Annotated in this window: 24 protein-coding genes; 11 read left to right on the plus strand and 13 right to left on the minus strand. The window is 67.8% G+C overall.

Annotated elements, in window-relative coordinates; translation table 11 throughout:
- Position 1: 1 nt before the first annotated feature.
- From CA606_RS19560 to CA606_RS19575, 4 genes are all read right to left on the minus strand, one after another.
- Positions 2-391, minus strand: coding sequence for a group II truncated hemoglobin (locus CA606_RS19560; RefSeq protein WP_096053007.1), 390 nt, complete (start codon positions 389-391; stop codon positions 2-4).
- Positions 392-458: 67 nt separating this feature from the next.
- Positions 459-1,973: an acetyl-CoA hydrolase/transferase family protein gene (locus CA606_RS19565; RefSeq protein WP_096053006.1), complete on the minus strand. Its 1,515-nt coding sequence runs from the start codon at positions 1,971-1,973 to the stop codon at positions 459-461.
- An 80-nt stretch (positions 1,974-2,053) separates the two neighbouring features.
- Positions 2,054-3,013 (minus strand): alpha/beta fold hydrolase, encoded by a 960-nt coding sequence (locus tag CA606_RS19570; protein ID WP_096053005.1) that lies wholly within the window; start codon positions 3,011-3,013, stop codon positions 2,054-2,056.
- Positions 3,014-3,067: 54 nt separating this feature from the next.
- Complete coding sequence (locus tag CA606_RS19575) at positions 3,068-3,805, minus strand: HesA/MoeB/ThiF family protein (RefSeq protein WP_181242701.1); 738 nt, start codon at positions 3,803-3,805, stop codon at positions 3,068-3,070.
- 5 nt (positions 3,806-3,810) lie between these two features.
- Between CA606_RS19575 and hslV the strand changes: the two genes are divergently transcribed.
- Together hslV and hslU are read left to right on the plus strand one after the other, a co-directional pair.
- Positions 3,811-4,413: an ATP-dependent protease subunit HslV gene (hslV, locus tag CA606_RS19580; protein WP_015923353.1), complete on the plus strand. Its 603-nt coding sequence runs from the start codon at positions 3,811-3,813 to the stop codon at positions 4,411-4,413.
- Entirely contained in the window at positions 4,413-5,705 is a 1,293-nt protein-coding gene (gene hslU / locus CA606_RS19585) for an ATP-dependent protease ATPase subunit HslU (protein ID WP_096053003.1), read from the plus strand. The genes hslV and hslU overlap by 1 nt, the downstream gene beginning before the upstream one ends.
- A 124-nt stretch (positions 5,706-5,829) precedes the next feature.
- Here the strand turns inward: hslU and CA606_RS19590 are convergent, their stop codons facing one another.
- Together CA606_RS19590 and CA606_RS19595 are read right to left on the minus strand one after the other, a co-directional pair.
- Positions 5,830-6,732 carry a methylated-DNA--[protein]-cysteine S-methyltransferase gene (locus tag CA606_RS19590; protein WP_096053002.1) on the minus strand — a complete coding sequence of 301 codons (903 nt, stop codon included), beginning with the start codon at positions 6,730-6,732 and terminating at the stop codon, positions 5,830-5,832.
- 46 nt (positions 6,733-6,778) lie between these two features.
- Positions 6,779-7,255: a DUF2244 domain-containing protein gene (locus CA606_RS19595; protein WP_096034681.1), complete on the minus strand. Its 477-nt coding sequence runs from the start codon at positions 7,253-7,255 to the stop codon at positions 6,779-6,781.
- 63 nt (positions 7,256-7,318) lie between these two features.
- On the opposite strand from CA606_RS19595, the gene nth reads away from it, so the two are divergent.
- Complete coding sequence (nth, locus tag CA606_RS19600; protein ID WP_096053001.1) at positions 7,319-8,044, plus strand: endonuclease III; 726 nt, start codon at positions 7,319-7,321, stop codon at positions 8,042-8,044.
- 134 nt (positions 8,045-8,178) lie between these two features.
- Here nth and CA606_RS19605 read toward each other — a convergent pair whose 3' ends face one another.
- A complete protein-coding gene (locus tag CA606_RS19605; protein ID WP_181242702.1) occupies positions 8,179-9,036 on the minus strand; it encodes an ATP-grasp domain-containing protein in 858 nt (285 codons plus the stop codon).
- A 144-nt stretch (positions 9,037-9,180) separates the two neighbouring features.
- On the opposite strand from CA606_RS19605, the gene CA606_RS19610 reads away from it, so the two are divergent.
- The 6 genes from CA606_RS19610 to CA606_RS19635 are packed head-to-tail and all read left to right on the plus strand — an operon-like array spanning position 9,181 to position 13,249.
- Positions 9,181-10,170 (plus strand): adenosine kinase, encoded by a 990-nt coding sequence (locus CA606_RS19610; RefSeq protein ID WP_096053000.1) that lies wholly within the window; start codon positions 9,181-9,183, stop codon positions 10,168-10,170.
- A gap of 7 nt (positions 10,171-10,177) precedes the next feature.
- Positions 10,178-10,768, plus strand: coding sequence for an imidazoleglycerol-phosphate dehydratase HisB (gene hisB, locus CA606_RS19615; protein WP_096052999.1), 591 nt, complete (start codon positions 10,178-10,180; stop codon positions 10,766-10,768).
- A 12-nt stretch (positions 10,769-10,780) separates the two neighbouring features.
- Positions 10,781-11,422, plus strand: a complete 642-nt coding sequence (gene hisH, locus CA606_RS19620) for an imidazole glycerol phosphate synthase subunit HisH (RefSeq protein WP_096052998.1) — start codon at positions 10,781-10,783, stop codon at positions 11,420-11,422.
- Positions 11,410-12,144 carry a 1-(5-phosphoribosyl)-5-[(5-phosphoribosylamino)methylideneamino]imidazole-4-carboxamide isomerase gene (gene hisA / locus CA606_RS19625; RefSeq protein ID WP_181242703.1) on the plus strand — a complete coding sequence of 245 codons (735 nt, stop codon included), beginning with the start codon at positions 11,410-11,412 and terminating at the stop codon, positions 12,142-12,144. Before hisH ends, hisA begins: the two co-directional genes overlap by 13 nt.
- A complete protein-coding gene (gene hisF, locus CA606_RS19630; RefSeq protein WP_096052997.1) occupies positions 12,144-12,926 on the plus strand; it encodes an imidazole glycerol phosphate synthase subunit HisF in 783 nt (260 codons plus the stop codon). The genes hisA and hisF overlap by 1 nt, the downstream gene beginning before the upstream one ends.
- Positions 12,923-13,249: a phosphoribosyl-ATP diphosphatase gene (locus CA606_RS19635; RefSeq protein ID WP_096052996.1), complete on the plus strand. Its 327-nt coding sequence runs from the start codon at positions 12,923-12,925 to the stop codon at positions 13,247-13,249. The genes hisF and CA606_RS19635 overlap by 4 nt, the downstream gene beginning before the upstream one ends.
- Positions 13,250-13,390: 141 nt before the next feature.
- Here the strand turns inward: CA606_RS19635 and CA606_RS19640 are convergent, their stop codons facing one another.
- The 3 genes from CA606_RS19640 to timA are packed head-to-tail and all read right to left on the minus strand — an operon-like array spanning position 13,391 to position 15,751.
- The gene (locus CA606_RS19640) at positions 13,391-13,960 is read right to left on the minus strand and encodes a Smr/MutS family protein (RefSeq protein WP_096052995.1); all 570 of its coding nucleotides are present in this window, start codon (positions 13,958-13,960) and stop codon (positions 13,391-13,393) included.
- A gap of 1 nt (position 13,961) precedes the next feature.
- Positions 13,962-15,149: a murein transglycosylase A gene (locus tag CA606_RS19645; protein ID WP_181242704.1), complete on the minus strand. Its 1,188-nt coding sequence runs from the start codon at positions 15,147-15,149 to the stop codon at positions 13,962-13,964.
- Positions 15,149-15,751, minus strand: a complete 603-nt coding sequence (timA, locus tag CA606_RS19650; protein ID WP_181242925.1) for a TIM44-related membrane protein TimA — start codon at positions 15,749-15,751, stop codon at positions 15,149-15,151. Before timA ends, CA606_RS19645 begins: the two co-directional genes overlap by 1 nt.
- A 145-nt stretch (positions 15,752-15,896) precedes the next feature.
- Here timA and secB point away from each other — a divergent pair, with 145 nt between their 5' ends.
- On the plus strand, positions 15,897-16,391 hold the full coding sequence (gene secB / locus CA606_RS19655; RefSeq protein ID WP_096052993.1) for a protein-export chaperone SecB: 495 nt from the start codon (positions 15,897-15,899) through the stop codon (positions 16,389-16,391).
- Positions 16,392-16,452: 61 nt separating this feature from the next.
- Here secB and CA606_RS20435 read toward each other — a convergent pair whose 3' ends face one another.
- The gene (locus CA606_RS20435; protein ID WP_233282169.1) at positions 16,453-16,575 is read right to left on the minus strand and encodes a hypothetical protein; all 123 of its coding nucleotides are present in this window, start codon (positions 16,573-16,575) and stop codon (positions 16,453-16,455) included.
- A 15-nt stretch (positions 16,576-16,590) separates the two neighbouring features.
- Positions 16,591-17,277 carry a response regulator transcription factor gene (locus CA606_RS19660; protein WP_181242926.1) on the minus strand — a complete coding sequence of 229 codons (687 nt, stop codon included), beginning with the start codon at positions 17,275-17,277 and terminating at the stop codon, positions 16,591-16,593.
- A 73-nt stretch (positions 17,278-17,350) separates the two neighbouring features.
- On the opposite strand from CA606_RS19660, the gene CA606_RS19665 reads away from it, so the two are divergent.
- Positions 17,351-17,860 (plus strand): L,D-transpeptidase family protein, encoded by a 510-nt coding sequence (locus CA606_RS19665; protein ID WP_096052991.1) that lies wholly within the window; start codon positions 17,351-17,353, stop codon positions 17,858-17,860.
- A 23-nt stretch (positions 17,861-17,883) separates the two neighbouring features.
- On the opposite strand, the gene CA606_RS19670 is transcribed toward CA606_RS19665, so the two are convergent.
- Positions 17,884-18,537, minus strand: a complete 654-nt coding sequence (locus tag CA606_RS19670; protein ID WP_096052990.1) for a YggS family pyridoxal phosphate-dependent enzyme — start codon at positions 18,535-18,537, stop codon at positions 17,884-17,886.
- Between the last annotated feature and the right edge of the window lies 1 nt (position 18,538).

Raw genomic sequence — 18,538 nt, forward strand, 5'->3', positions numbered from 1 at the left:
CTCAGCGCGTCGTCATATTGGCCGACATCCGGCCGAAGACCTCGCTTAGGGCCTTCGCCATTTCCGGCTCGATCTTGGCCTGACCCATCGCGCGCGCCATGGCCTCGACCCACTGCCGTCCCAGTTCGGCGTCGATCGGCATGGCGCGGTGCAGCGACATCATGCAGACGCCCGGCCGTTGAACGAACCAGTCGCGGGGCCCGCCCAGCCATCCGGTGATGAAGCCGGCCAGCGAGGCCCGCATCGGCGTCAGGTCCGGCCCATGGATCGCCCGCAGTCGCGCATAGGCCGGGTCGGTCTCCATCAGGTCATAGAAGGCGTTGACCATCGCCGCGACGGGTGCGGCGCCGCCGATCTGATCGAAGGCGGTCTGCTGAGCGGCGTCGGTCATGGAAGGCTCCGGGCGAAAGCGGCAGATGGCGGAGCGACGCCCTGTTGCGCCTTGATCGACCGCAACCTCAGCCCCGCATGTCGCCGGTCTCGATGAACCTCTGGTGCCAGGCGAAGGCCTCCATCAGCAGGGTCGGCGATTGCTGGCCGTAGGAGTCGCGGCGCGCGCGGGTCAGGTAGTCCTTCAGGGCCGGTCGATAGTCTGGATGGGCGCAGTTCTCGATAATCACCTCGGCCCGCTGCCGCGGCGACAGGGCCCGCAGATCGGCCAGGCCCTGCTCGGTGACCAGGACCTGGACGTCCTGGTTGATGTGATCGACGTGCGGGGTCTTGGGGACAATGGTCGAGATCTTGCCGCCCTTGGCGGTCGAGGGGGCCATGAAGATCGAGACATAGGCGTTACGGGCGAAGTCGCCGCTGCCGCCGATGCCGTTCTGAATCCGCGAGCCCATCAGGTGGGTCGAGTTCACCGCCCCGTGGATGTCGGCCTCGATCATGCCGTTCATGGCGAGGCAGCCCAGGCGTCGGATCAGCTCGGGATGATTGCTGATCTCCTGCGGTCGCAGAACCAGGCGGTCGCGGAGTTTGTCGAGGTCGGCGTTGAGCGTATGGGCGGCCTCGGGGCTGAGCGAGAAGGCCGTGGCCGAGGCGCTGAGCAGCCTGCCGGACTCCAGCAGCGCCAGCATCCCGTCCTGCAGGACCTCTGTAAAGGCGGTCATACCCTCGAACGGCCCATCGACCAGGCCAAACATCACCGCATTGGCGATATTGCCCACGCCCGACTGCAGCGGCAGCAGGTTGGCGGGCAGGCGACCGCGCGCCACCTCGTGGCGGAAGAACTCCAGAAGGTGGCCGGCGATGGCGCGGTGATCCTCGCCCGGCGCATCGAACGGCAGATTGCGATCGGGGGTGTCGGTTTCGACCACCGCCACGACCTTGGCCGGGTCGCATCGGAAATAGGGCTCGCCGATCCGCTGGTCCGGTCGCGTCAACGGAATGGGCCGACGGTCCGGCGGCAAGGCCGTGCCGTAGTAGATGTCGTGCATCCCCTCCAGGGCGGGGTTTTGCCAACGGTTCACCTCGAGGATCACTTTCGAGGCCCGGTCGATCCAGGTCTTGTTGTTGCCCACGGACGAGGACGGGATCAGCGATCCATCCGGCCGGATTCCCGTGACCTCGATGAGCGCCGTATCGAGCGGGCCCAGAAAGCCTTGCCAGGCCATCGGCGCCACCTGCGACAGGTGCATGTCGAAATAGTCCATCTCGCCGCGATTGATCATCTCCCGGGCGATGGGGTCGGAATTGTAGGGCAGGCGAAACTCGATGCCGTTGGCCTTGGCCAGGGCCCCGTCCAGCTCGGGCCCCGTCGAGGCGCCGGTCCAGACCCGCAGCTTGAAGGGGCGCCCAGCGGCGTGCTCGGCCTCGATGCGGCGCGCCAGGGCCGTTGGAACGGCCTTGGGATAGCCCGATCCGGTAAAACCGCTCATCCCCACGGTCTCGCCAGGACCGATCAGCGCCGCCGCGTCCTCGGGCGACATCACCTTGGCCTTCAGCGCGTCCAGTCCGATCCGAGATCCGTTCATGCTCGCCCCAGCGCTTGGTTCGACCTCATATGGTCGGTCCGACTCAGCGCTGTCAGGTCCGTACGAACCCGAAGACGACGTTATTCGACCGGATGGTCGGCGAGCCAGGCCTCCAGGTCCGCCGCCGAGCGGTCGGGTATCTGCTCCATCGGCACGTGGCCCACGCCCGGATAGAGGATCAGGGTCGCCCCCGGTATGGCCTTGTGGAACTTCTCGCCGTCGGCGGCGGGAATGATCCGGTCTTCCTGGCCGAACATAATCAGGGTCGGAACATGGATCGTCGAAAGCTCGGCGACGGTGGCGTCACGGCGGGGCCCGCTCTGCAGGGACAGCAGAACGTCGCGATGACCGGGGCCGCGGGACAATTCCACATAGCGATCGATCAAGGCCGGGGTGACCAGGCTCTGATCCCAGTAGCCCGAGCGTAGCCCTTGCGCGACGAGAGGCCGGGTGTCGATGTCCTTCAGCAGCGCGCGGCCGATCGGATGGCGAAGTATGGTGAAGATCAAAGCTCCGCCCGACTTCTCGGACGGCCATCCCGCCGCATCGACCAGCACAAGCCGCTGAACCTTGTCGGGATGATCGACCGCATAGGTCCAGGCCACCGCGCCGCCCATCGAATTGCCGGCCAGCGTGAAGCGGGTCAGGCCCAGCCGCGCCGTCAGAGCATCGACCACCGCGACGAACCCTTGGCGCCCCGCGACATAGGGGCCCGACGTGCGCGTCAGGCCATGGCCCGGGAGATCCAGCACCACCACGCGGTAGGACTTGGACAGCCGAGCGGCCCAGGCGTCCCAGGCGTGGGTCGAGGCCGAATAGCCGTGCACCAGCACGATCGCAGGGGCGTCACGCGGTCCAAGGTCGCGATAATGCGCCCGCACGCCGCCCGGAAGCGCCATGTAGCGGGAGTCCGCATAGCCATACTTGGCCTCGAGCGTCGCATAGGGAATGTCTGGCCTCTGCAACAGAAACCAGGCCCCCACGGCGACAGCGATCAACACACCCAGCGCGATCGCCAGGCCCCGCGCCCAAGTTTTCATCCCAAAACTCCCGCAGACAGTCAGCCTATAGCGAACGGCGTTACGCTAGGGAGGTCAAGCGCCGCAGGACGGGCACTGAGGGTCGCGCCCAATCCGGACCGTGCGGGTTTCACCGGCCAAACCATCGTAGATCAGCAAGCGCCCCGAAAGGGGCTCACCCGCGCCGGTGATCAGCTTCACCGCCTCCAAGGCCATCATGGAGCCGATCACGCCGGCGAGCGCCCCGACCACGCCCACCAGGGCGCAGGTCTCCGCGTCGGGCGGGATGTCTGGCACCAGACATCGATAGCAGGGCTGGCCGTGGAACACGCCGACCTGGCCCGTCCAGCGCCCCAACGCGCCGCTGACGAGGGCCTTGCCCTGCGCAACGCAAGCATCGCTCACAGCGAAGCGGGTCGCGAAATCGTCGGTGCCGTCCAAAACGAGGTCATACCCGGAAACCACCGCCTGGGCGTTGGAGGCGCCCAGCCATACCGGATGGATTTCGACGCTTGTGTTCGGATTGAGCGCGCGCAGATGCTCGCTCGCGGCCTCGACCTTGGGCCGGCCCACATCGCCGGTGGCGTACAGCACCTGGCGCTGCAGGTTCGAGAGCGAGACGGTGTCCGGATCGACCAACCCGATCGTCCCGACCCCGGCGGCGGCCAGATACAGCGCGGCGGGCGCGCCAAGACCGCCCGCCCCCACCACCAGAACCCGTGCGGCCTTGAGCTTTTGTTGGCCCGGGCCGCCCACTTCGCGCAGCACCAGATGGCGGGCGTACCGCTCGACCTCGCCGTCGGAAAAACTCATGGCGCTTGACCCTCCGCCCCGGCCTCGCCACATGCGAAGCCATGCAAAGTAACAGCTCTTCCTTCCCCGACTGGCACGGCACGACCATTCTGGCGGTGCGCAAGAACGGCTCGACCGTGATCGCCGGCGACGGACAGGTCTCCATGGGCCCAACCGTCGTCAAGGGCAACGCCCGCAAGGTGCGGCGCCTGGCCGGCGGCAAGGTGGTCGCGGGCTTCGCCGGCGCCACGGCTGACGCCTTCACCCTGATTGAACGGCTGGAAGCCAAGCTGGAGCAGTATCCCGACCAGCTGGCCCGCGCCTGCGTGGACCTGGCCAAGGACTGGCGGACCGACCGCTATCTGCGCCGGCTAGAAGCCATGCTGCTGGTGGCCGACAAGACCGCCATCTACACCGTCACCGGCGTCGGCGATGTTCTGGAGCCCGGCGAGAGCCTCGGCGGCGGGGCGGTCGCGGCGATCGGCTCGGGCGGCAACTACGCCCTGGCGGCCGGCAAGGCCCTGATCGATCTGGACCTCTCGGCCGAGGACATCGCCCGCAAGGCCATGGGCATCGCCGCCGAGATCTGCGTCTACACCAACGGCAACCTGACCGTCGAAAGCCTGTAATGACCGAGTTTTCGCCCCGCGAGATCGTTTCCGAACTGGACCGCTACATCGTCGGCCACGCCGAGGCCAAGAAGGCCGTCGCCGTGGCCCTGCGCAACCGCTGGCGCCGCCGCCGGGTCCCCGCCGACCTGCGCGATGAGGTGACCCCGAAGAACATCCTGCTGATCGGCCCCACCGGCGTCGGCAAGACCGAGATCGCCCGCCGCCTGGCCAAGCTGGCCCAGGCGCCGTTCCTGAAGGTGGAAGCCACCAAGTTCACCGAGGTCGGCTATGTCGGCCGCGACGTCGATCAGATCGTGCGCGACCTCGTCGAAAGCGCCCTGGCCATGGTGCGGGAAAAGCGCCGCGCCGCCGTGAAGGCCAAGGCCGAGGGCGCCGCCGAGGAGCGCATCCTCGACGCGCTCACCGGTCCGGGCTCGACCGCCGCACGCGAGTCCTTCCGCAAGAAGCTGCGCGCCGGCGAGCTGGACGACAAGGAGATCGAGCTGCAACTGGCCGACACCGGCGGTCCCAGCTTCGACATTCCCGGCCAGCCCGGCGCGGCGGTTTTCAACCTGTCGGACATGATGAAGTCGCTGGGCGGCGGCCGCACCAAGACCCACAAGACCACCGTCTCGGGCGCCTGGGCGCCGCTGATCGCCGAGGAAAGCGACAAGCTGCTGGACCAAGAAGCCCTAACCCAGGAGGCGCTGGAACTGGCCGAGAACCACGGCATCGTGTTCCTGGACGAAATCGACAAGGTCGCCAGCTCCTCGCAGCGTTCGGGGGCCGATGTCAGCCGCGAGGGCGTGCAGCGGGATCTCTTGCCGCTGATCGAGGGCACGACGGTCTCGACCAAGTACGGACCGGTCAAGACCGACCACATCCTGTTCATCGCCTCGGGCGCCTTCCACGTCGCCAAGCCCTCGGACCTTTTGCCGGAACTGCAGGGCCGCCTGCCGATCCGCGTAGAGCTGAAGGGCCTGTCGCGCGATGATATGCGCCGCATCCTCACAGAGCCCGAAGCCAACCTCATCCGCCAGCACCAGGCGCTGATGGCGACCGAAGAGGTCACGCTGGTCTTCACTGACGAGGCCATCGACGCCCTGGCCGACGCGGCGGTGGCCGTGAACGGCTCGGTCGAGAACATCGGCGCCCGCCGGCTGCAGACGGTCATGGAGAAGGTGGTCGAGGAAATCAGCTTCACCGCCGCCGATCGCGGCGGCGAGACCGTGACGATCGACGCGGCCTATGTGCAGGAGCGGGTGGGCGCGCTGGCGGCCAATGCGGATCTGAGCCGGTTTATTTTGTAGCTCTGGGAGAAACCCTCTCCCCAAGGGAGAGGTGTCGGCGAAGCCGACGGAGAGGGAAGCCGCAAGCTCAACACCCCTTCCCCCTCCGGTCGCTTCGCGACCACCTCCCCCGCTAGGGGGAGGATCAGGAAGCCGCCGCGACCGCCTCCATGCCCAGCATCGCCGCCTTGCGGGCGAGGCCCCAGTGGTAGCCCGTCAGCCGGCCATCCTTGGCGATTGCGCGGTGGCAAGGGATCAGCAGCGAGATGGGATTGGCCCCGATGGCGCCGCCGGTCGCCTGGAAGGCCTTGGGCTTACCCGCCCAGGCCGCCACCTGGCCGTAGGTGGCCGTCTCGCCGGTCGGGATCCGTAACAGCGCCTTCCAGACCTGGACGTGAAACGGTGAGCCGATCAGGACGACCGGCAAGGGCCCCTCCCCGCCGGCGAAGGCGTGCAGGGCCGTGGCCTGGGCCGCAAGGTCGTCGCGGCTCCAGTCGGCGGCCGGAAAGCGCCGATGCATGTCGGCGAAGCTCGCCTCGTCGTCGCCATCGGAGAAGGCCAGGCCCGCCAAGCCGCGATCGGCCATCACGAACAGGCCCTTACCGAACGGCGTCGGCGCCCAGCCCCAGCGCAGGCGCATGCCCGCACCGCGTCGGCGCACCTCTCCAGGCGTGGCGGCTTCTTGCGCGATGAACAGATCATGCAGGCGCGAGGGTCCCGAAAGCCCGGCGTCGAAGGCCGCGTCCAGCACCGTGCCGCCAGCCTCCAGCGAGCGTCGCGCCTCGGCGTGGGCGATGGCCAAGACAAAGGTCTTCGGGCTCACGCCCGCCCAGCGGGTGAAGATGCGCTGGAAATGGAACGGCGAAAGGCCCACCGCCTGGGCGGCGTCGTCCAGCGACGGATGATCGGACCACCGCTCGGCCAGCCAGTGGAGCGCCTTGGCCATGCGGTGGTAGTCGACCGAGCGCTCGGCCAAGCGGGCCAACTCCTGGCGCGCGGCCTCAGAAATGGCGTCGGAAAGGGGGGATGCGTCGTAAGCCATGGTCATAGGCTAGGCCTCTGGGCAAGCGCCGTCCGCCCGGTTCTTGCGCTGATCACGACCAGCGCTCGTTGCGGGCCGCGCGGATCGCATCCTTCAGGGCGTCGGCGAGCTCCACGCGCTGGTCCGGTCCCAGGGCGCGCGCCAGGGTCAGGCGTTTGCGATGGATCATCAGCCGAACGCGAACCTCGTGCTCGCCCGGCTGCTCCACGCCGACCCGGGTGAAGGCGGTCGGCGAGGTCCAGACCGTGCGCGCGCCCTTTTCGTCCTCGCGGCTGACCGTCACCGCCTCGGCCGTGACCTGGATGCGCTCGACCCGGCGGGCCGCCCGCGCGCTGGCGCGCAAGGCGATCCAGAGCGCCAGGACGTCGAGACCGAGAAAAGGCAGAACCGGCGGGGCGCGGATCACGATCAGAAAGATCGCCACCAGCACGTTGAACGCCATGACCACGGCCAGCAACACGGCGGCGCCCTGCGGGCTCAGCGAGCGGTGGGGGGCGATCACCCGGTCCATGTAGATCGGCTTGGCCATGGCGCGAATTTAGGTGTCAGCCACGCTCTTGGCGAGCGGAGTCCCCCACGGCATGGTCGCCCCATGGTCAAGACTCCCCGTAAAGCCGCTTCGGTCAGCAAGACGCCGGTCCGGAAGGCCGCCAAGAAGCCCGTCAAACGCCTCTCGCCGGCCCAGCGCGAGCGCGTCGCCGTCCTGTTCGATCGGTTCGAGGGTCTGGATCTGCATCCCAAGACCGAGCTGAACTATTCGAACGCCTATGAGCTGGTCACGGCCGTCGCCCTGTCGGCCCAGGCCACCGACGTCCAGGTCAACAAGGCCACCGGCCCCCTGTTTCAGGTCGCCAATAGCGCCGAAGCGATGCTGGCGCTCGGGGAAGAAGGGCTGACCAAGTATATCGCCTCGATCGGTCTGTTCCGCAGCAAGGCCAAGAACGTCATCGCCGCCGCCCACATCATCATGGACAAACACGGCGGTCAGGTCCCGTTGACCCGTGAAGACCTTGAGGCCCTGCCCGGCGTTGGCCGTAAGACCGCCAGCGTGGTCCTGAATGAGCTGGATATCGAGCCGGCCATCGCGGTCGATACCCACGTGTTCCGGGTCTCGCATCGCCTGGAGCTGTCGAGCGGCAAGACCCCGGACGCGGTCGAGCAGGACCTGATGCGGGTGGTCCCACCGCCCTACCAGACCCGCGCCCACCACTGGCTGATCCTGCACGGCCGCTATGTCTGCGTGGCCAGGAAACCCAAGTGCGAGATCTGCAAGATCAGCGATCTGTGTCCGTCGCGGGAGCTCTTCTTGGGGGCGTAGGCGCGGTCAAATCCTCCCCCCAGCGGGTGAGGTGTCGGCTCGAAGAGACGACGGAGGGGGAAGAGGCGGGGTTGGCAGCACTTCCCCCTCCGGTCCTTCGGACCTCCTCCCCCGCTGGGGGGAGGATTTTGGCGCTAGCCCATCGCCCGCATCACCGCCGCCGCGAAGGCCGCGCCCTTGTCGTGGGCGTGCTCCAGGAAAAGATCCGGTTCGATGACCTCCAGCTCCATCAGCTGTGGCGTGTGGTCGAGGCCCCGGATCAAATCAACGCGGGCATAGGTCAGGGGCGGGCCGGCCGCTTCCAGCACCATCGCGGCCGCCCGCAGAGCTTCCGGCTCAGGCGCAATCTCGCTGACACGGCCGCCAAACTGCGGCTGAACGCGGAAATCGCCATCGACCGCGACCTTGGCCACCGCGTGGCTGAACTGGCCGTCGAAAAAGAACAGCGACAGCTCTCCCTCCTCGCCCACAGCCGGCAGGAAGGGCTGGATCAGGGCCGGACCCGTGGGACCGCCCTCCAGCGACCCGCCGCGCTTGACCCGGATGGTCTCGTGCGAGCCGGCCGAGACCTGCGGCTTGACCACCACCTCTTCGACCCCGAAGGCGTCGAAGGCGGCGTCCACGGCCTCGATCGTCAAGGCGTCATGGGCGTGGGTCGGCACGACCGGCGCGCCCTTTCCGGCCAGTTCGACCAGATAGGTCTTGGTCGCGTTCCAACGCAGCACCGAGGGCGGATTGACCATCGCGATGGCGGCGGTCTCCCAGGCGTCCAGCTTGGCGAACCACTCCGGCTGACGGCCGTGATAACCCCAGGCCAGGGACGGCATAACCAGGCGCGCCTGAGCGGTTTCGATCGGGTCGGTCCAGGGCTGAGCAGCCACGGTCAAACCCTTGGCGCGCAGCGGCGCGGCCAGGCGCTCGAACAACGGACCCCAGCTGTGGGCGAAGCGAGGCTCGTCGCGAGCCGGGACCAGGAGCAGAACGTCGACCATCGGTTTACCCATGCTTGCTAGAACAGCGCAGCTAGGATGTCGCAGGTCTTTGGGCAACCCTCGCGTTGCCACGGCCGACCACATCCTTTAATCGCAACGCTGCCTGGACCTTCGGTCCTGTTCTTACAAAGGTTTTTCCGCTTCATGACCGCGCTCTACGACGTCGCCGGCATCGGCAACGCCATTGTCGACGTCATCGCACAATGCGACGACACCTTCCTCGAGCGCGAGGGCCTGGTGAAGGGCTCGATGGCCCTGATCGATCCGGCGCGCGCCGCCAGCCTTTACGATGTGATGTCGGCGGCGATCGAAGCTTCGGGCGGCAGCGTCGCTAACAGCATGGCCGGCGTCGCCAGCTTCGGCGGTAAGGCCGCCTATATCGGCAAGGTCGCCGACGACCAGCTGGGCCGCGTTTTCCGCCACGACATGAAGGCGCTCGGCTGTGTGTTCACGACCCCGCCGCTGGCCGAGGGCCCAGCGACGGCGCAGTGCCTGATCAACGTCACCCCCGACGCCCAGCGCACCATGTCGACCTATCTGGGCGCCTGTGTGGAGCTGACGTCCGCCGACGTCGATCCCGAGATCATCGAGGCCGCTCAGTACTCGTATCTGGAAGGCTATCTGTTCGACCCGCCCGAAGCGCGCCGCGCCTTCGCCAAGGCCGCCGCCCTTTGCCACGGCGCGGGCCGCAAGATCTCGATGACGCTGAGCGACAGCTTCATGGTCGACCGCCATCGGTCGGCGCTGCTGGGCTTCATCGAAACCCAGTGCGACATCGTCTTCGCCAACGAGAGCGAGGTCTGCTCGCTGTTCGAGACCACCAACTTCGAAGAGGCCGTCAAGGCTCTGGCCGCCCGGTGCGAGATCGCCGCCGTGACCCGCAGCGAAAAGGGCTCGGTGGTCGCCGCAAACGGGCAGTTGCACGAAATCTCGGCCTACCCCGTGGAAAAAGTCGTGGACACGACGGGCGCGGGCGACCAATACGCCGCTGGTTTCCTCTTTGGCCTGTCGCAAGGCCGCCCGCTGCCGGTCTGCGGCCAGCTGGGCAGTCTCGCCGCCGCTGAGGTGATCGACCACTACGGTCCGCGCCCGCAGGTCTCCCTGCGCGAGCTGGCCCAGAAGAACGGACTTTAGGATTCAGATGGCCCGCACCGCTGAAGTGGTCCGCGAGACGAAGGAGACCCAGATCCGGGTCTGGATCGATCTCGACGGGACCGGCGTCTCGACGATCTCCACCGGCATTGGTTTCTACGACCATATGCTGGAGAGCTTCGCGCGCCATGGCGGCTTCGACCTGAAGGTCGAGACCAAGGGCGACCTGCATATCGACATGCACCACACGGTCGAGGACACCGGCATCGTGCTGGGCCAGGCGATCCACAAGGCGCTGGACGGCTTCAAGGGCATCCGGCGCTTCGGCTCGGCCTATATCCCGATGGACGAGACCCTGACCCGCTGCGCCATCGACCTGTCGAACCGGCCGTATCTGATCTGGAAGGTCGAGTTCAAGCGGCCCAAGGTCGGCGAGATGGACACCGAGCTCTTCAAGGAGTTCCACCACGCGTTCGCGATGAACAGCGGGGCGTGCGTCCATCTGGAGACCCTGTACGGCGACAACACCCACCATGTCGCCGAAAGCGGCTTCAAGGCCCTGGCCCGGGCGCTGCGTCAGGCGGTCGAGATCGACCCCAAGACCGGCGGTCAGGCTCCGTCCACCAAGGGCGTGCTGTAGGAACCTGATTTCATGCAGACCGTCGCCCTGATCGATTACGGGTCGGGCAACCTGCGTTCGGCCGAGAAGGCCCTGCGCGAGGCGGCCCGCCGCCGCGCGCTCGACGCCGACATCGTTGTCACCGCAGATCCCGACCTTGTCGCCAAGGCCGATCGCGTCTTCCTGCCCGGCGTCGGGGCGTTCGCCTCGTGCCGCGCGGGTCTGGACGCCACTGGCGTCTATGAGGCGATGAACCAGGCCGTCCACGGCCGGGGCGTGCCGTTCATGGGCATCTGCGTCGGCCACCAACTCCTGGCCACAGAGGGCCTGGAGTTCGGCGTCACGCCGGGCCTGGACTGGATCCAGGGTCAGGTGACGAGGCTCGAACCCAACGATCCGTCGCTGACCATCCCGCACATGGGCTGGAACGCGATCAGCTTCACGCGCGCTCATGCCCTGTTCGCGGGCATCGAGGACGGCGCCCACATGTATTTCGCCAACTCATTCGCCCTGACCCCTTCCGATATGGAAGATGTCGTCGCGACCGCCGACCACGGCGGACCGTTCACGGCCGCTGTGGCCAGGGACAATGTCGCAGGCGTACAGTTCCACCCCGAAAAATCACAAGCTTCAGGGCTCGCCCTGCTCGCCAACTTCCTGGAATGGCGCCCATGATCCTCTATCCCGCCATCGACCTGAAGGACGGCCAGTGCGTGCGCCTGCTGCATGGCGACATGGACAAGGCCACGGTCTTCAACACCTCGCCGGCCGACCAGGCCCATCGCTTCGTCAAGGACGGCTTCTCGTGGCTGCACGTCGTTGATCTGAACGGCGCCATCGAGGGCAAGTCGATCAACACCGCCGCCGTCGAACAGATCCTGGAGTCGATCTCGATCCCGGTGCAGCTGGGCGGCGGCATCCGCACGCTGGAAGGCGTCGAGGCCTGGATCGAAGCCGGCGTCTCGCGCGTCATCCTGGGCACCGTGGCCGTGCACGATCCCGAACTGGTCAAGAAGGCCGCGCGCCTGTGGCCCGAGCAGATCGCCGTGGCGGTCGACGTCCGGGACGGCAAGGTCGCGGTCGACGGCTGGACGGGCCTGTCGGACATCGACGCCATCTCGCTGGGCAAGCGCTTTGAGGACGCGGGCGTTGCGGCCCTGATCGTCACCGACATCAGCCGCGACGGCGCCCTGACCGGCGTCAATGTCGAGGGCGTGGGCGAGCTGGCCGACGCCGTCTCGATCCCCGTCATCGCCTCGGGCGGCGTCGCGGCGGTCGCGGACATCGAGCGCCTGAAGGCCCGCAAGGGCGTCGAGATCGCCGGCGCGATCCTGGGTCGTTCGCTCTACGCCGGCACGATCAAGCCGTCCGAAGCCCTGATCGCGGCGGCCGCCTGATGCTGAAGACCCGGATCATTCCCTGCCTCGACGTGAAGGACGGGCGGGTGGTGAAGGGGGTCAACTTCGTCTCCCTGCGCGACGCCGGCGATCCGGTGGAGCAGGCCCGCGCCTATGACGCCGCCGGCGCCGACGAGCTGATGTTCCTGGACATCACCGCCTCCAGCGAGGGGCGCGGCCTGATCCTGGACGTCATCTCGCGCACCGCCGAGGTCTGTTTTATGCCCGTCTCTGTCGGCGGCGGCGTGCGGCAGGTGTCGGACATGCGCCGCCTTCTGCTGGCCGGCGCCGACAAGGTCTCGGTCAACACCGCCGCCGTCGAGAACCCCGACCTGATCGCCGGCGGCGCCGACGCTTTTGGGTCCCAGTGCGTGGTCGTGGCCATCGACGCCAAGGCGCGCGAGGACGGCTCGGGCTGGAACGTCTGGACCTATGGCGGCCGCAAGGACACCGGGATCGACGTGGTCGAATGGGCCGCCAAGGTGGTCGAGCGCGGCGCGGGCGAGATCCTGCTGACCTCGATGGACCGCGACGGGGCCAAGATCGGCTACGACATCCCGCTGCTGAAGGCTGTGACGGGCGCGGTGAACGTGCCGGTGATCGCCTCGGGCGGGGCCGGCAAGACTGAGCATCTGATCGAAGCCGCGCGCGAGGGCCACGCCGCCGCCGTGCTGGCCGCCTCGATCTTCCACTTCGGCGAAATCTCGATCGGCGAGGCCAAGCAGGCCATGGCCGACGCCGGCATCCCCGTGCGCCTCGACGCTCTGAAGGGCGCCGCATGAGCCAGCGCCTGACCGATGTGCTGCAACGCCTGGCCGCGACCATCGAGGCCCGCAAGGGCGGCGATCCGTCGGTGTCCTATACGGCCAAGCTGCTGAACGACCCGGCCCTAGCGGCCAAGAAGCTGGGCGAGGAAGCCGTCGAGACGGTGATCGCCGCTGTTGCGCAGGGTCCGGACGCGCTGGCCGCCGAAAGCGCCGACCTGCTCTACCACTGGCTGGCCCTGATGGCCGCCTCGGGCGTCTCGCTGGACGCCGTGGCCGAGAAGCTGGAGGCCCGCGAGGGCACATCCGGCATCGCCGAGAAGGCTTCCAGAAAGTCCTAAATCACAAACCTCGTGTCATCCCGGCCAAAGCGTAGCGTAGAGCCGGGACCCAGGGGGTGAAAGAGCGCGGCGCTTGTGGCCCCTGGGTCCCGGATAGCCTCTACGAGGCTTCCGGGATGACACGGATTTAGTGGTGTTGAACTAAACCCGCCGCTTCAGCGCCACGTACAGCGCTCCCTCGCCGCCGTGGCGGCGATCGGCGGTGGAAACGCCGGCGACCATCTCGCGCAACGACGGGTCGGTCAGCCATTCGGGCGTGCGGCTCCGCAAGACCCCCTGCCCGATCCGGCCCTTGCCGGTGATCACCAGCACCGCCCGATGCCCCTGGCTGAACGAGCGGCGGATGAAGGCCTCCAGCGTCGCGCGGGCCTGGTCCTGATCCAGGCCGTGCATATCGAGCCGCGCGCCGATCGGGTCGCGCTCCTTGACGATCCGTAGCTTGCGATTGGGCTCGATGTGGCCGGCGGGGTTCTTCAGCGGCTTGGGCGCGGCCGGTTTCAGGTCCTCGGGATGCAGCCGCAGCGGCGCGATGGAGGCCAGACGTGTCGGCGGCTCGACCGGCAGGGTGGTGTCGGCCTTCAGCGACGGTCGGATCCGCGCCTTGCTGCGCATCTTCTCGGGTTTGACCGGCGCGCGCGGGGTCACGGTCGAGGCGACCAGCCGCCAGAGGCGCTTGTCATCGTCGGGTCCGGGCGGCGGCTTCTTGCTCACGCTAAGGGTTCGGCGTCAGCCGATAGAGACGCAGGGTGTGGCGGACCCGGCCGGCCTCCACGCCGGCGGCGGCGCCCGAGCCGATGTAAAGGTCAGCCCGCACCTCGCCCTTGATCGCCCCGCCGGTGTCCAGCGCCGTCACCGCGCGGCGATAGGTCGGAAACGCGCCGGCCAGTTTCGGAGCCGCGGCGTCCAGCCAGTAGAAGCCGCCATAGGCGTGGTGGCTCGGATCAACGGCGATCGCCCGGCCCGGCGGCAGAGCAACGCCGGCCGCGCCGGCGGGCTCGTTGCCATCATCTGGAACCGTGCGGAAAAACACATAGCGCGGGTTCAGGCGCATGATCGCGTCGGCCTCGGGGCCGCGATGTTCTGCCAGCCAGGTCCGGATAGACTCGGCCGAGGTATTGTTGTCGGGGAGCAGGCCCTTGTCGCGCATGGCGATGGCGACGCCCACGAACGGCTTGCCGTTGGTGCCGGCGAAAACCGCGCGCACCCGGCGACCGTCCGGCAATACCAGGACACCCGATCCCTGGATCTGCAGGAAGAACAGCTCCTCGGGCCGCATCCAGGCCAGGGGCTTGTCGGTTGGGACCGCCTCGATCTCGGCGCGATCAGGATAGGGGACGAAGGTCGAGCCCTCGACGTGGCCCGTGATCTTCTTGCCGATCAGGGCGGGCTCGAAGGGGCCCAGATCCAGCACCACCAGGTCAGCGGGCAGGCCGCGCAGGGGCGCGCTGAATTCGGCGTTGCGCGACATGCGCGCCTCGTATTGGGGCGCGAAATAGGCGGTGAGCAGACCATCCGCGCCCGCACCGTCGCCACCGACGGGCTCCAGCCGGAAGTTCGCTTCGATAAAAGAACGGGCGCCCGGCCCCGTCACAGCCTTGGCCGCCTTGGCCAGACCGCACACCCGAGCCAGCGCCGGATCCTTGGCCACGCCGCAACCAACGCGGAAGGCGTTCAGCGCCGCCAGATGGTCCTCTTCAGCCCAGCCCGTCAGGCTCGCAAAGGACAGCGCGATGGGCGCTGGGCCTTGCGGAACGGGCGCCGCAGCGGGCGGGGGGACAGGCGACGGCGCCGGGGCGGGCGTCGAGACCGTCGGTGGCTCGACAGGCGTACTGGCGCACGCGCTGAGAAGCAGCGCCGCCAGGGCCAGCGGCGCCAGAGAAGAATAGGACGGGCGGTTCATTAGGCCTCGGCGGCGGCCACGAACGATAGATTCCAGTTCGGATCGGTGCTCTTGACCTCACGCTCGAAGGTCCACAGTTCGGCGGTGCGACGATCATCAACGCCCTCGCCGCGCTCGTCCTTGGTGCGGGTGCGAACCTCGGCCAGGATCCGCACCACGGCCTTGGCGGTGTCGCCGACCACATCGATGCGCTCCAGGTCAACGCGCGGCGAGGTGAGGAACTCGACCCTCTCGCTTCGACCGGCTGTTTCGCGGGCGACCATGGCGCGCTCGAAATTGTCCATCACATCGGGGGCCAGCAACGGCTTGAGCGTCTCGCGATCGCCTTCGGCGTAGGCCTTGACGATCTGCTCATAGGCGGCGCGGGCGCCGGTCAGGAACCGGGCCGGGTCGAAGTCGGGTTGGCGCGCCTTCAGCGTCGCGACGCCTTCGGATTGCAAAATCTGATCGACGGGCGCGGACGCGGCGCCCGGCGTGGCGGTTACGGCGACATCCTCGGGTTGCCTACCCACGCGACGGCCGAGGGTCGCGTACAGTTGGTAGAGGACGATGGCGGCCACGGCGGCAAGGAACAGGATCTGGAACACGACGGGGTCCGGCAGCGGGCTTGGGGCCCTGGAGATGATCTCTATATAGGTGAGGCAAGTTCGCCCGTCAGGCGCCCAGCGTTGCGCCAGACCATCCCTCATGGTAGCAGCGCCCACCTTTCTTTAGGCGTTCTAGCCGCCGATTACGGATTTTATCCTAATGACCGACACCACCGCCCCCGAGGCGACCCCGGAAGGCGCCGAGGCCGGCCAAGCGGGCATCCGCATCCTGGCCCAGTTCGTTCGCGACTTCTCGTTCGAGAATCCGCTGGCCCCCGACGCGCTGCGCGCCGGCGCCGCTCAACCGGCGATCGACATGGGCGTTGAGATGAACGCGCGCGGTCGCGCGGACGGCCTGTTCGAAGTGGACCTGAAGCTGTCGGCCCGCGCCGAGCGCGAAGGCCAGGCGGTGTTCCACGTTGAGGTGGTCTATGGCGGCCTGTTCCACATCGTCGGCATCCCCGAGGAGGACCTGGAGCCGGTGCTGCTGATCGAGTGCCCGCGCTTCCTGTTCCCGTACGCTCGTCGTCTGATCTCGGACGTGACGGCCGAAGGCGGCTTCCCGCCCTTCCTGATCGACCCGATCGACTTCGCCGGCGTCTACGCCGCGCGCAAGGCCCAGGCCGAAGCCGGCGGCGTGGTCGGCAACGCGTAAGTCAGGCCGAAGTGGTTTTGGAAAAGGGCTCGGCCGCTAGGTCGGGCCCTTTTTCTTTGGGCTACCAAACATCTGTCATCCCGGGCGGCGTCGCCGACCCGGGACCCAGGGGGCGCCAAAGCGCTGTGCCTGCCGCCCCTGGGTCCCGGCTCTCCGCTGCGCTGCGGCCGGGATGACACGACATTTTTGGCTCTTAAGCCTAAGGCTGCAGGCGGTAGCCGCCCATCTCGGTGATCAGGATCCGCGCCACGGCCGGATCAGGCTCGATCTTCTGGCGCAGGCGATAGACGTGGGTTTCCAGCGTGTGGGTCGTGACCCCGGCGTTGTAGCCCCAGACCTCGGTCAGCAGCTCATCGCGCGAGACGGGCTTGGAGCCGGCGCGATAGAGGTACTTGAGGATGTTGGTTTCCTTTTCGGTCAGCCGCACCTTCTTCTGCTTCTCGTCGACCAGGAGCTTGGCCGAGGGGCGGAATTCGTACGGACCGATGCGGAACAGAGCGTCTTCCGAGGCTTCGTAGCTGCGCAGCTGAGCGCGGATACGGGCCAGCAGAACGCCGAAGCGGAACGGCTTGGTGACATAGTCGTTGGCGCCGGATTCCAGGCCAAGGATCGTATCACTGTCGCTGGCGGCCGCCGTGAGCATGATCACCGGCGCGGTCACGCCGTTCTTGCGCATCAGCCGGCAGGCCTCGCGGCCGTCCATGTCGGGTAGGTCCACGTCCAGCAGGATCAGGTCGGGCTTGAGCTCGCGCGACAGCTTCACGCCCTCGCCCGCGCTCGAGGCCTCGTTGACCGCGAACTCTTCATGCAGGGCCAACTGTTCCGCCAGCGCGCCGCGCAGGTCGTCGTCGTCGTCGATCAGAAGAAGCGTCTTGCGTTGCGCCATAAGCCGGAACATGCACCGCTGCGCCCCCCGGGGACAACCCCGCGCGCGGCCTTAAGTCGAGGAGTCGCCGCTTATGCTGTTTCGAGCCCATGCCGACGGCCGTTTTGAGCTGGATGGACGCGTGGTGCGCTGCGCGCTGGGCAAGGCCGGCGTGATCGCCGCCGCCGAGAAACGCGAAGGCGACAATAAAAGCCCGCTCGGCGTCTGGGCGATGCGCGAGGTCTGGTATCGACCGGATGTCTACCCCCAAGGTCCGAACACCGCCCTGCCCGTTCGAGCGACCCGACCCGAAGACGGCTGGTGCGACGCCCCGGGCGATCCGAACTACAACCTGCCGGTCACCCTCCCCTATCCCGCCAGCGCCGAGCAGATGTGGCGCGACGACGCCGTCTACGACCTCGTGGTGATCCTCGGCCACAATGACACTCCGCCCGTGCCGGGCATGGGATCTGCGATCTTCATGCACCTGGCGCGGGAGGGCTATCTCGGCACCGAGGGCTGCGTGGCCCTGGCGCGCGCGGATATCGAGGCGGTTCTGGCGGCGGCCCAGCCGGGTGACGCGGTCGAGATCAGCGCGGACTAGAACCACTTCGCTCGAAAAACGCCCTAGCCGTAGTTGCGACTTCCAAACAGCGCCGATCCCACCCGCACCGAGGTTGCGCCCTGTGCGATGGCGATCTCGAAGTCGTCGCTCATCCCCATGGACAGACTGTTGAGGCCGTTGCGCGCGGCGATGGCGCACAGCTTGGCGAAATGCGGCGCAGGGTCCTGGTCAAAGGGCGGAATACACATCAGCCCCTCGATCGCCAGGCCATAGCTCCCCCGGCACGCGGCGATGAAGGCGTCGGAGTCGTCTGGCGCGACGCCGGCCTTCTGAGGCTCCTCGCCGACATTGACCTGCACGTAGAGGCGCGGCGCCTTGCCCGCGCGCTGGACCTCGTCGGCCAGAACGCGCGCCAACTTCTCGCGGTCGAGCGTTTCGATGACATCGAAGAAGCCGACCGCCTCGCGCGCCTTGTTGGTCTGCAGAGGACCGATCAGGCGCAGCTCCAGGCCTTCGCGACGGTCGCCCCAGCGCTCCATGGCCTCCTGAACCCGGTTCTCGCCAAACACTTTCTGTCCCGCGTCGAGGACGGGCGCGATATGCTCCCAAGGCTGGGTCTTGGACACCGCCACCAAGGTCACGCTTCCCGCCGGACGACCGGCGAGAGCCTCGGCGGCGGCGATACGGGCGCGGATCTCGACGAGCGCTTGCGACATG

The sequence above is a fragment of the Caulobacter vibrioides genome, assembly GCF_002310375.3.
Lineage (GTDB): Bacteria > Pseudomonadota > Alphaproteobacteria > Caulobacterales > Caulobacteraceae > Caulobacter > Caulobacter vibrioides_D.